Annotated in this window: 12 protein-coding genes; 3 read left to right on the forward strand and 9 right to left on the reverse strand. The window is 60.6% G+C overall.

What is annotated here, in order from left to right; all coding sequences use genetic code 11:
- Positions 1–12 precede the first annotated feature (12 nt).
- From BLS13_RS07985 to phhA, 5 genes are all read right to left on the reverse strand, one after another.
- Entirely contained in the window at positions 13–516 is a 504-nt protein-coding gene (locus BLS13_RS07985; protein WP_093451205.1) for a RidA family protein, read from the reverse strand.
- 20 nt (positions 517–536) lie between these two features.
- Positions 537–986, reverse strand: a complete 450-nt coding sequence (locus BLS13_RS07990) for a c-type cytochrome (RefSeq protein WP_218123249.1) — start codon at positions 984–986, stop codon at positions 537–539.
- Between the two features lie 4 nt (positions 987–990).
- Positions 991–2,595 (reverse strand): flavin monoamine oxidase family protein, encoded by a 1,605-nt coding sequence (locus BLS13_RS07995; RefSeq protein WP_093451207.1) that lies wholly within the window; start codon positions 2,593–2,595, stop codon positions 991–993.
- 92 nt (positions 2,596–2,687) lie between these two features.
- Positions 2,688–5,294, reverse strand: a complete 2,607-nt coding sequence (locus BLS13_RS08000) for a TonB-dependent receptor plug domain-containing protein (RefSeq protein WP_256325759.1) — start codon at positions 5,292–5,294, stop codon at positions 2,688–2,690.
- A 455-nt stretch (positions 5,295–5,749) separates the two neighbouring features.
- Positions 5,750–6,604: a phenylalanine 4-monooxygenase gene (phhA, locus tag BLS13_RS08005; RefSeq protein ID WP_093451210.1), complete on the reverse strand. Its 855-nt coding sequence runs from the start codon at positions 6,602–6,604 to the stop codon at positions 5,750–5,752.
- A 71-nt stretch (positions 6,605–6,675) separates the two neighbouring features.
- Between phhA and BLS13_RS08010 the strand changes: the two genes are divergently transcribed.
- The 3 genes from BLS13_RS08010 (at position 6,676) to infA (ending at position 7,885) form a co-directional block, all read left to right on the forward strand.
- Positions 6,676–7,254 carry a hypothetical protein gene (locus tag BLS13_RS08010; protein WP_093451211.1) on the forward strand — a complete coding sequence of 193 codons (579 nt, stop codon included), beginning with the start codon at positions 6,676–6,678 and terminating at the stop codon, positions 7,252–7,254.
- A gap of 147 nt (positions 7,255–7,401) precedes the next feature.
- A complete protein-coding gene (locus BLS13_RS08015) occupies positions 7,402–7,608 on the forward strand; it encodes a cold-shock protein (RefSeq protein ID WP_037524731.1) in 207 nt (68 codons plus the stop codon).
- Positions 7,609–7,615: 7 nt separating this feature from the next.
- Positions 7,616–7,885: a translation initiation factor IF-1 gene (gene infA, locus BLS13_RS08020; protein WP_037524730.1), complete on the forward strand. Its 270-nt coding sequence runs from the start codon at positions 7,616–7,618 to the stop codon at positions 7,883–7,885.
- A gap of 358 nt (positions 7,886–8,243) precedes the next feature.
- Here the strand turns inward: infA and BLS13_RS08025 are convergent, their stop codons facing one another.
- The 4 genes from BLS13_RS08025 to BLS13_RS08040 all read right to left on the reverse strand — a co-directional run bounded on the left by BLS13_RS08025 (position 8,244) and on the right by BLS13_RS08040 (position 12,123).
- A complete protein-coding gene (locus tag BLS13_RS08025; RefSeq protein WP_037524882.1) occupies positions 8,244–8,474 on the reverse strand; it encodes a hypothetical protein in 231 nt (76 codons plus the stop codon).
- Positions 8,475–8,614: 140 nt separating this feature from the next.
- Positions 8,615–9,025, reverse strand: a complete 411-nt coding sequence (locus BLS13_RS08030; RefSeq protein WP_093451213.1) for a MerR family transcriptional regulator — start codon at positions 9,023–9,025, stop codon at positions 8,615–8,617.
- A 64-nt stretch (positions 9,026–9,089) separates the two neighbouring features.
- The gene (locus BLS13_RS08035) at positions 9,090–10,796 is read right to left on the reverse strand and encodes a long-chain-fatty-acid--CoA ligase (RefSeq protein ID WP_093451214.1); all 1,707 of its coding nucleotides are present in this window, start codon (positions 10,794–10,796) and stop codon (positions 9,090–9,092) included.
- Between the two features lie 13 nt (positions 10,797–10,809).
- Positions 10,810–12,123, reverse strand: coding sequence for an OmpP1/FadL family transporter (locus tag BLS13_RS08040; RefSeq protein WP_176943487.1), 1,314 nt, complete (start codon positions 12,121–12,123; stop codon positions 10,810–10,812).
- Positions 12,124–12,128: the final 5 nt, after the last annotated feature.

The raw sequence follows: 12,128 nt of genomic DNA on the forward strand, positions 1-12,128 counted from the left end.
GCGCTTTTTTGCTTACTTCGGTGCCTTCACCGCCGTCACTTCCAGTTCGACGAGGAAGGTCGGCGCCACCAGATTGGCGACCTGGAAGGTCGAACGGGCGACCGTGTTGGGGTTGTCGGTCGAGCCGAAAAATTCCTTGAAGCCCGCGTTGAAGCCCATGAAGTCGATCTTGCCGAGCTTCGGATCGGCGGCGAGGAAGGCCTGCATCTTGACGACGTCGCCCATCGTATAGCCCTTGCTCGCGAGCAGCGCCTTGATCTTGGTGAGCACGCTGACCGTCTGGGTCTTGGTGTCGCCGAAATCCGCCATCGTCTCCTTCTTCGCCGGATCGATCGGGTCGGCGAGCTGACCCGACAGATAGAAGGTTTCAGAACCGGCAGGGACGATAACGCCCTTCAGGATCAGGCCCGGCTTGCCGTCCGGCCCGGGGCTGACGATCCGGTCGACGGTGGCCGACTGCGCGGCGGTGCCAAAAAGGGCGGCGGCGGCCAGGAGGCCCGCAACGATCGTCTTCATCAACTCTTCTCCCTAAAAAATCAGTGTGCCTGGATCGGCTTTTTGTCGGCCGCCAAAGGCGCATCGCCGGTGCGCAGCTTATTGACATCTGCGGCGGTGACAGCCGAGGCCTTGTTGCCCCATGACGTGCGAACATGGGTGAGCGCCGCAGCGATCTGGTCGTCGGTCAGGTCGGCCTTGAAGGTCGGCATACCAGCGCGGCCGTTGAGGACCACGCCGATCGGGTTGGCCATCGGCCCCAGTACGAACGGATCGCCCGCCAGGGCGGGAAACGCGCCGGGGATGCCCTTGCCGTCTTCCTGGTGGCAGGCGGCGCAGGTATCGCTGAATGTCTTTGCGGGATCCAGCGTGGTTGCGGCCGTTACGGCGCCGGGCGTGGCTGTGTGCGTCGATTGGGCCATGGCGTACGACGCGGCGATTGTGGCGGCGAGGCCCACCACCATCGATGCGACAAAGAAAATCGGGCGCAATGTCTTATCCCTTCATGGCCCGGGCGTGCAGCCGCTCGACCTGCTGCCATGCCGATTCGAACGCACCGGCCTGCCAACCGCCGATATAGCTCAGATGCTCGCCGGCCAGATAGATGCGACCATCGGGTTCGGTGAGAACCGGATATGCGGTCGCGCGGGCCTCGTCGCTCCACATGCCCCAGCCGCCGAGATTATATTTCACGCGGTGCCACGCGACCGAGAAGCTCGATTCGAAGCTTTCCTTATAGGCCGGGAAAATCTTTTGCCCGTAATCGACCGCCATGGCGGCGCGATCGGCCGGCGATTTGGCGCTGACCTTGGCGGCGCTCGGCCCGAAGTTATAATAGCCCAGCAGGACGCCCTTCTGGCTCTGCCAGCCGGTCGACGGCATCGCGATATTGTTGATGTCGGGGTTGTCGCAGAACACGTGCCCGCCATAGATCGAATGATCCTCCTCCCAGAAGCGGCGCTTCATCTGGAGGCCGATCTTGCCGACCGGCGCATAGGCGCATTTCTCCATCGCCGCCTTGAACGCGGGCGACAGGCCGTTGTCGATGCCCTTGAGCACCGACAGCGGGATCGTGCAGATGCACCAGTCCGCGGTGATCGTCTCCGGTTGCCCATCCTTCACGACGTTGACCGTGACGCCCGATGGCGACTGGCGGATCTGCTGCACCTCGGTGTTGAATCGGATCATCCCGGGGGGAAGGTTGCGCGCGATCGCCTTGGGGATCTGCTCCATGCCCTGTACCGGCTGGAACATCGTGCGCTGCTGATCCCAATCGGCGACGCCGTGGAGCAGCTTCGTCATGCCGCTGTTGAGCACGTCGTTCAGCTTGTACGGAACGGACGGCTTGCCGGGGCCGGGATTGGTGCCGGCGCCTGGCTCGATCAGATAGCCGCGGCCGGGCGTGCCCTTGTAGCTCAGATCCTTCTTGTCGAGATAGCCGAACTCCACCATGAATTCGATGAATTTCTCCTTGTCCTCGGCCGATAGCTGGCCGTCGAGCGCACCCTGCCGCGACAATTTGGCGAGGATCTCGGACGAATAGCCCAGCGCGTCCGCCGCGATCTCGCCCTTGCGGATCGGCTTGCCGGCAAGCGGGCCGGTGCCCTTCTCCATGTAGAGAAAGCTTGCGTCATTGTCGTTGTTGAACAACTCCAACGGAACGTTGAACAATTTGGTGTAATGCAGGGTCGAATGGTGGTGATAGGGGATCCGCCACGGACCGATATTGATATACAGACCATCATCGAAGTCGCAGGTCTGTTTTTCGCCGCCGAGTTCGGTGAGCGAGAAGCCCTTGCGAGCGCTTTGTGCACGGCCGCCTGGGAAGGATCTGGCCTCGATCACGGTCACTTCATAGCCGGCTTTGGTTAGTTCATAGGCCGAGGAGAGGCCAGCATTGCCGGCGCCGAGCACGATGACCTTTTTTTTCTTGGGGGTTCCGGCGAGCTTTGGCGGGGCGGCCATCGCCGATCCGATGCCGAAGCCGAGCGCGTCCATGCCCGCCAGCAGCATCGCCGTGCCACCGACCTTGCCCAGCTTTTCGAGGAAAAAGCGCCGGGTCAGGCCTGATGCCAATGCCCCATATTCGAACTCACTCATCAGAGACCCCCTCGGGATTCACTCGGAAAAATATGTTTATTCAAATGAAAGGCCGGGGGCGAACGGATTCGCCCCCGGCCGTTCTCAAAGGATCAGAATTTGAACGATACGCGGGCGTAATAATATCCGCCGTTGATGCCGTAGGGCGAGAAGTTTGGATATTTGTCGGTCGAATAACCACGCTCGTTATTCGCCAACTCCGCGTTCCGGATGAACGCCTTGGTGCGCTCGGTTGGATACTTGTTGAACAGATTGTTCGCACCGATCGAAATCTTGACCGGTTCGAGAATCTGATAGCTAAGCTCGAGGTCGGTGATGAAGGAGGGCTTGACCGGGACTTTGATCAGGCTGCCGGCATCGGGGCCGCTACGTGCGGTTTCGAGTGCGTAGACTTCCGAATAGTAGCTTTCGCGCGCGTTGAGGCTGAACTTGTCCCAGGTCCAGAGCGCATTCAGCGTCCCACGGAATTTTGGCGTGGTATGTTCGAGCTGGACGACACTGCTGGTGTCGATCAGCCGGGTCAGGCCGGGATTGATCGTGCTGGAGTAAAGCGCTGACGGCAGCGGATTGATGCCCAACACCTTGTTGGCATTGTAGTTGCCGGTGAAGGTAAGGTCCAGCCTGCCAAGATTGCCTACATCCATATTGTACGTGACCATCATGTCGATGCCGCGGGTCCGCATCTTCACACCGTTGACGAAACTCTGGACAGCAATGCTGCCGGTAGTCTCTCGCAGGCCGGTGGGCGTCAGATACACATAACTGGGGATCGCCGTGGCGTTGGCCAGCGAAGTTACGTTGGTGCTGCCGCCCAATGCGCCGTTGACGGCACCCAGCACCGCCAGCTGGTTATTGATCTTGTAGAGATCGTCATTGTACGGAAGGCACGCACCGGCGTTGCTGCCGGCGTAACCCAACGGGCAGCGATTGCCGGTGTAGCCATTGAAGCCCGACGAGATCATGATCCGGTCACGAATGGTGATCTGGTAGGCGTCGACCGTAATGGTGAGCCGCGGCGCCGGATTGAGCACCAGGCCAAAGCTGAAGTTGGTCGATTTTTCCGGCTTCAGGCCACCGAAGCCGAGCGCGCCAGCGGCTGCCGACGCGGGCGGCAACACGCCGCTGACGGAACTTGGACCGACGTTGATGCCCGAATAACCGCCCTCTGCAAGGGTCGGCGCGCGGAAGCCGGTGCTGACGGTACCGCGCACCGCGATCGAGTCGGAAAGATCATAGCGGGACGTAAGCTTGAACACCGTAGTGCTGCCGAAGTCGGTATAATGTTCGTGACGGACGGCACCGTCGACCAGAAGATGCTCGACCGGATTGAGGCTGACGTCCAGATATTGCGAGAAGTTGTCGCGCTTGTACGTTCCGGCGTCGTTCGGGCTGTAGCCGAAGAAGGATTGCGCGCCGCCGCCATAATAGGATGCCGGATCACCCGCTTTGATGCCGTAGGTCTCATGGCGGAATTCGAGGCCGCCCGCGACGTTGATCGGTGTGGAGAGGCCGACGTCGAACTGATGGGTCAGGTCAAGCGTGTTGCTCCACTGGGTCGTGAAGAAATCGCCGTCGTGGAACGTCGTCGGCGTAAATCCTGTATCGCGGTAGAGCTGTGCATTGGCGGAATGCAGAACATAGACGCCGATGAAATCCCTGCCATAGGTGGATGCGATATCGAAGGTGGTGTCCGCAATGCTGCCCTTGAAGCCGCCCGTGATGGAGTAATCGGTCTCATCGATATGTTCCTGGGGCTGGAAACCGATCGGATAGAAAAGGGTGGTAACTCCACCAACGGTCCGCGCAACGGTTGTCGGCGGACGCGTATTTTCATAGGCGGTCGCCTTTTTGTGGCCGTAGCTGCCGAAGCTGTAGAGTTCGAAATCGCCGAAATCATAGCCGGCATTATAGCTGGCGATAGTTTCATCGATGTGCGGATCGCCGACGATGCGATTGGTGTAGGGATAGCCCGGCAGATTCTTGATGGCGGGGTTCGCCGCCGACAGGGCGATTGCCTGCGGATTGATGTCGCCGCGGAAGCTGAAGCCCTTATGCTTCCGCTGGGCGGCGACGTTTAGATAGGCGCCATCGAACGGCGCCAGGCCGATATTGCCACCGATGGCGTAGGTGCGGCCGCCCTCATCGTAATATTGGCCGGCGGTGGCATTGACGGTGCCACCATGATCGGCCTTTTTCTGGATGAAGTTGATAACACCAGCGATCGCGTCGGTGCCGTACTGAGCGGCGGCGCCGTCCTGCAGCACTTCGACATGGTCGATTGAATCTGGCGTGATGAAGCTGATATCCGGCGCGGCGCTGCCGCCATAGGGGCCGCCGGCGACTGACACGTTTGCGGTACCGTGGCGCCGCTTGCCGTTGACGAGGATCAGCGTGTGGTTCGGGCTGAGGCCGCGCAGCTTGAGCTGGAGGTTGTGCGCCTGGAGATCGCTGCCGAAGGCCTGAGCTTGGATCGATGGAAGATTCTGCGCAAGGCTAGTCAGCAAGTCTGGCGAGCCTGTACGCTGCAGCGCGTCGTTGCCAAGCAACTGGATCGGTGCAGGGCTGTCCGCGGCTTTCATGCCCGTGGTGCGCGTGCCGGTGACGATGATCGTCGAAGTATCTGCATCGTCGGCCGCTGGTGCGCCAGTTTGTGCCATCACGCCAGTCGCCGACAGACTGGCCAAGGCGATAGTCGCCAAGGATACTATTCGAACGTTTTTCATTTTTTTGCCCCCAAAAGACCAGAATCTTTCAGGACACCACCCCCTGCATCACGCGACATCGTAGTGATGAATTCGAAAGTTCCCATATAGGGGCACCCATTTGCAATACTTCATTACACATCAATAGTATTGCAACCACAAAAATACCAAAAATTTGGCATTTTTGATCGAATCATTGCTCGATAGTCTTTATCTTTTCAGACTATTTAAATAGCGATTGCTTGCAATCGATTTTCTTTCCCCTGGGAATGAAAAAATCAAAACCTGACTTTTGTTGTAATTTTGTCACTCCGTGCCGTCCTCAGCCCCGTCGCAGCCAAGATGCCGACAATCGATAAAACGAACGGCCGCACGAAAACCGCCATCCTTACAGGAAAAATTTATGCTGCCGGGGAAACATTCGGCGCGGGGCCACGGCCCGCGCTACCGGATCAGGTGTGGCGCTGCGTGCCGCGCGAAAAAATCTGATCGGATTCCAATAAGATGCCCGGATCGATGTCCGGGGCGCCAGCCAGATCGGCATAGAGCGGCGCGAAGTCGGCTTCGAGCGTCTGGCGCAGCAGGTCGTCGAAACTGTCGATCACGAAATAATTCTGCTGATAGTCGTCGATCCGGTAGCGGGTGCGCATCACGCGCTTCAGATCGAAGCCGATCCGGTGAGGAGAAGGATCGTCGAGCGCGAAGGTCGATTCGCCGAATGAGGATACGATGCCGGCACCGTACAGGCTGAGCGCTTCGCCGGTGCGGATCAGGCCGAACTCGACGGTGTACCAATAAAGCCGGGCGAGTCTGTCGATCGCGCCATGCCGCATCGCGCGCAGCCCGCCTTCACCATAAGCCTGCATATAATCGGCGAATACGGGCTGGGCGAGCAGGGGCACATGGCCGAAGACATCATGAAAGACGTCGGGCTCCTGCAGATAGTCGATCTGATCCGCACGGCGGATGAAACGGCCTGCGACAAATCGGCGGTTGGCGAGATGCTCGAAGAAGATCGCGTCGGGCACGAGGCCAGGCACGGCAACCACGCGCCAGCCGGTTGCGGCCATCAGCCGTGCGGACAGTTCCTCGAAATCCGGGATGCCGGGTTTCGACATGCGCAGCATGTCCAGCCCGGCAACGAAATCCGGCACGACGCGGCCCCGCAGCATCGCGGACTGGCGCGCGAACAGATGATCCCAGACGGCGTGCTCTTCCGCGGTATAGCCCGCCCATGCTTGCGGCACCGTCCAGTCGGCGGCGGCCCCAGGCGGCGGCGCATCAAGGATGGTGCTGTCGGCGCCCATTGCCACTATATCGGCCCGCTTCGGGCAATTTGGAAGACCCGGCTTTGCCGAGACCGGAAAGGCGCTGATCAGTGAAGGCTTTTGACAATCGGCGCCACGGTTTGAGCGGTCCGCTGCGCGCGGCGCATCGCACGTTGGCGCGCGCAACCGTGTTTCTTGGCAATGGTTTGAGCATGGACGCCATTCGGCAGGGCCCACGCCCGATTGTCGGGCCACACCGGGCAAAGGTGATCGGTAACAGCCTGCGCGAACTGGACGGCTTTCTGAACCTGTTGATCGATGAAGTTGCCCGGTCGGTGCTACCTTTTGACGAGCAGGCCGCGTTCCGGCGACAGCGCAACACCGCGAACAAGCTGCGGACGATCCGGGCGGCAATGGCGATGCCGTCGCCGGATCATGCCCGGTTGCGCGCGATCGGCCGGTCGCGGGACTGCCTGGTCTATTGTGGCGGGATCGTCCGGCGCGGTGATGGCCGCGGCGAGACGAAGATGACCGCAGGTTGGCCCTGGGCAGGCCGGGGTGATCGGCGGCTTGGGATGGGCGACAGGCTTGATATCGGCCGGGAAAATCTGGCTGAACTTTGCGCATTCTACGACGCCGTCGTGATCGATCTGCTGGGCATTTTCGATCTTCATCGAAGCTTTGATTGATTTTTGCAGGCCCCTCGCCTATATCGAAGCCGCTAACGTCGCTGCGACGGATATTTAGGCCCGCGGGCAGACTTCTCCATTTCACGCTACCTGGCTCCGCAGACACAGTGTGTGCGGACAACCTGTTTTCGTGAAAGGAAACATCTCATGCCAATCGGCACCGTAAAATTCTTCAATGCAGACAAGGGATATGGCTTTATCGCTCCGGAAGACGGCGGCGCAGACAGCTTCGTCCACATCACCGCGGTTGAGCGCGCCGGCATGGCGACCCTCAACAAGGACCAGCGCGTAAGCTACGAACTGGAAACCGATCGTCGCGGCAAGCAGTCCGCCGTAAACCTCCAGTCGGCCTGATCGGATCATGGCCAAAGAGGATCTGATGACCCTCGACGGCCTGATCGACGAAATTCTCCCGGACGGGCGTTTCCGCGTCCTCCTGGAGAATGATCACAAGATCATAGCCTATACGGCCGGCAAGATGCGGCGTTTCCGCATCCGGTCGGTCGTGGGCGATCGTGTTCAGGTCGAAATGACGCCGTACGACCTCGAAAAAGGTCGTATCGTCTTTCGCGAACGGACGCCGGGCGGTGGCGGCGGTGGTCCGCGCCGTGGCGGCGGAAATCGCCGTTAGCACACTCTTTTATATACAGGGGCGTAGCCTGAAGGTTGCGCCCCAAGGAAAATATGCACGTTTTAGATAGTATGAATCATTCTTCCGCGATCAGCGCAGGCCGGGCTCAGCCCGTGCGCACCATACGGAAGCGCAAATCTCCCACCTTATCCACGCGCGAACTGCGCCGGATTATCGCCGAGATGATCGGCTGAACTTCTGCAGGGCGGCCTTCACGGCCGCCCGTGCTTTGTCTGGCATATGCCGGGCATCCGCCATCACGTCATTCCCGCGCAGGCGGGAATGACGATTTTGGGAAGGAATGGCGCGGCAATAAGCGCGCGCCGCCTGTTCGCGTTCAAGTTGGGCTCTGTGCCTCTCAGCGCATCGCGCTGCTGGGCGTCACGGAGCGTGGCGACCGGGTGATCGGGCCTTCGATCAGCTTCGTCTTGAACTTCTTGCGCAACACCATCGCGCCCTCGCTGTTGCGGCAGACGACGCGCGTTCCGCTTGGGATTAGGCCTTCCATGGCCGTCGTCGCGACACCCATCGACAGGCACACGGCGCTGACTTCGGCTTCGGTGGCTTCAAGATTGAGGGCGCGTGACATCGGTGTCTCCTGGCGCGCACTACGGCAGCGCATCGCAAGCGAGAGCCCTCAGTCTCCCAGTCACGCGATGCTCATGATGATATGCGGTGATGCTTTTCGTTAGCACAAATCGAGTCGGATAGCCCGAACAATCGTCATTCTCATGTTGCGCTGGCGATTCGGTCGTCGGCCTGGCGTTCGATTTCGATCAATTCGCCCAACGTCTGATCGAGCGCTTCCTTCTGCGCAAGGAGTTCGGCAATTCGTTCGCGGACTCGATCACGCAGGTGGATCATCTGGTTCAGATGCAGCGAATCGACGTCGTAGAGATCGAGGAACTCCTTGATCTCGCGCAGAGTGAAACCCAGCCGCTTGCCGCGCAGGATCAACTGCAGCCTTCCGATTTCGCGCCGCGTATAGACACGCATCGATCCCACCCGCTGCGGCTCGAGCAGATTCTTGTCTTCGTAAAAGCGGATCGATCGCGTCGAAATGCCCAGCTCGGACGCGACCGTCTGGATGCTGTGCAGATCGTCCCTGCGTTCGGGCTGCCTGCCACGCGATGTCGTCATGTCCACAATCCCACTCCCCGGCGACTGCGCCGCAGCGCAGCATAAGCGCATGGGCAATCCTTACTCAACGGGCGGATTTCCGTTCTTCTTCGGCAATCAGTTCCTTCTTGGACAATTTGCCGATCAGCGTCTTGGGCAGGCTATCGCGGATTTCGATCTCGCGCGGCATCTCGATCTTCGAGAGGCGGGTGGCGAGGAAATCATGGATCTGGTCGATATCGGCGGGATGGCCGGGGCGGAGTACGACGAACGCCTTCGGCGCCTGACCGCGATATTCGTCTTTCACCCCGATTACGACGGCTTCGGCAATCGCGGAGTGGTCGTAAAGGGCCTCCTCGATCACCCGGGGATAGACGTTATATCCACCCGCAATGATCACATCCTTGATCCGGTCGACGAGGAACAGATATCCGTCCGCATCAAGATAGCCGACGTCGCCGGTCCTGAGCGCCCCGTCGACAAATACCTTTTCGGTTTCGTCTGGCCGGCCCCAATAGCCCTTCATGATCTGTGGTCCGCGCGCGCAGACCTCCCCCCGCTCGCCGAGTGGCATCAGCGTGTGGGGATCATCGAGGCTGCGAATCTCGATGATGGTCCCCGGGAAGGCGATGCCGGCGCTATTGTCCTTGATCACGCGCCCGTCGAGCGGGTTGCAGGTCAGGATCGGCGATGATTCGGACAGGCCATATCCTTCGACGACCGGACATTGCGTGAGTGTCTCGAATTTGCTGCGCACATCGAAGGGCAGGGGCGCGCCGCCCGACACGCTGTATCGCAGCGATTCGAAATGGACCTTGTGATGCTCGGCGGCCTTGTTGATCGCGGTCAGCATGGTCGGGACCGCAAGCAACTGGGTGGCCCGCGCACGCACGATTGTCTTGAGCAACTGGCCGATCTCGAAACGCGGCAGCAGGATCATCTCGGCTGCGGTATCGACCGAGAAGTTGAGCACGGTCGTCAGCGCAAAGACGTGAAACAATGGCAACACGCCGAGCACGCGATCCTGTTCGGCAGGAATGCCGCCGGCATGGATCACCATCTGCGCGCTGTTGGCGGTCAGATTGGCATGGGTGAGCATCGCGCCCTTCGGCACGCCGGTGGTGCCGCCCGTATATTGCAGCACGGCCACGTCGTCGGGCGTCTTCGTGACCGGGACGGGCGCGGCGTCGCTGGCGATCAATGCGCGAAACGACAAATGCCGCTCATCAAGCGGAACGACGGCGTGGTCGGCATGCTTGAACAACCTGAAGCCGATAGATTGAAAGCGGGGCAGGATATCGGCCATCGGGCAGACGATGATCCGTGCGAGCCCGCTATCTTCGGCGACGGCGGCAACCTTTTGGTGGACGATCTTCAGATCGGGGACCGCGATCACCGTGGTGCCCGAGTCGCGGATCTGGTGGCGCAGTTCATGCTCGACATAGAGCGGGTTGAAATTGACGACGGTCGCGCCGGCCTTCAGCGCGGCGAAATAGAGGATTACGAAATAGGGCGTGTTGGGCAGGCACAGACCGAAGCGCGTATCCGGGCCGACGCCGATATCCTGGAGCCCGCGCGTCGCGCGATCCACGAGGCTCCCGATTTCGCCATAGGTCCAGCGACGGCCGAGAAAGTCGATCGCCACGCGCGCGGGATAATTTGCGACGGCGCGGTCGATCAGTTCGGTGATCAAACGGGGGCGGATCGCCGGAGGTGGCGAACCACCCCCGGCACCATGGCTGACGACACCGAGGTCGGGGGAGGGGGGCTGGATCACGGTGTCGCTTGCCATGGTATCTTTCGTGTCAGAAGCTGATGCGCCCGCCGAGCGCCAGCACAATCGCGCTGGAGCCGGTGATACGACCGTTGACGAGGATCGGTGTCTGTACCGCCGTCCCGGCATAGGCTGCCGTTGTCTTGTCGACAGTGGCATCCCGGAAGTGGATATAGTCGGCGGCGCCGTCGATCGTGATCGAATCGGTGATCTTGTACGAGGTGCCAATCGCGAAGTTGATGCGATCGGAATCGGGTACACGGGCATCGCGCTGGCCGTTGCGGGTCGGCGTCTGATCCCATTGGATGCCGCTACGCATCGTCCATTTCGGGGTCACGGCATAATCGAGGCCGCCGGCGACGCTCCAGGTGTTGCGGTAATTTTCGGGCAATGCGGCGTTGATCGGTGAGCCGAGCCGGATCGCATCGAACTTGTTCCAGCCGATCCGCGCCACCTGGCCATTCAGGGTCAGCCGGTCGCTCGCCTTGATGCGCCCGCCGGCGATAAGCTGCCAGGGCGTGCGGAATGTCGCCTTTGTGCCGATAGTGGCATTCTGGCCGGCCAATGGGCCGAGCAGCCCCGAAATGACGACATTGCCATCCAGCGTATGCTTGATGCTCGATTTGTAGCTGAGCCCCAGATCGATGATGCTCGACGGGTGGAGCTGGACGCCGACGCTGTAGCCGACATCCCAGCCCTTGCCCTTCAGCTGCTGCTGGCCGTCCGCCAGCAAGGGGGACAGGTTCGGCAGCGCATTGGAGAGCGTGGCGGAACTGTGCTCGACGTTGATCGCCGCGCCGATCCCGATCATCGGTGACGGTGCGAAGGCGATGGACGGCTGGATGTCGATCGTACGCAGTTTGGTCTTGTCGGCAGTATAGCGCGCCCAGCTGTTTGCATCATAATTGGTGCTGAAGCTGAACGGGGATGTGAGAGCGAGACCGAGCGCGAATTGGTCATTGAGCCGGTAGCCGACCGCGCCGCTTGGTAGGACACCATTGTCGATCGGATTTTTGGCATCAGGATTGCCGCCAACGCTGGCCGGGGCCTGGCCCGGCCGTACGATTAATGTGCCATTGTCGCGAACATGCGCGCGCGGCAGGATCGCGCTGGCGCCGATATAGGCGCTGTTATGGGTCGCACCGGCGATCGCCGCGGGGTTCCACCACAGCGATTCAGCGCCCTGATCGGAAACCTCACCCGAAAAGGCACGGCCAGCGGCCTTTACCGACTGTTCCTGCAGATAGAATCCGCCTGCCTGTGCGGCCGTGGAAAGCCCGCCAAGTGCGATGGCGGAGGCGGTTGCGAACAGGCCCAGCCGGGCCACGGAAGACAAGTTGATCATATTTT

The organism is Sphingomonas sp. YR710, assembly GCF_900101455.1.
Classification (GTDB): Bacteria; Pseudomonadota; Alphaproteobacteria; order Sphingomonadales; family Sphingomonadaceae; genus Rhizorhabdus.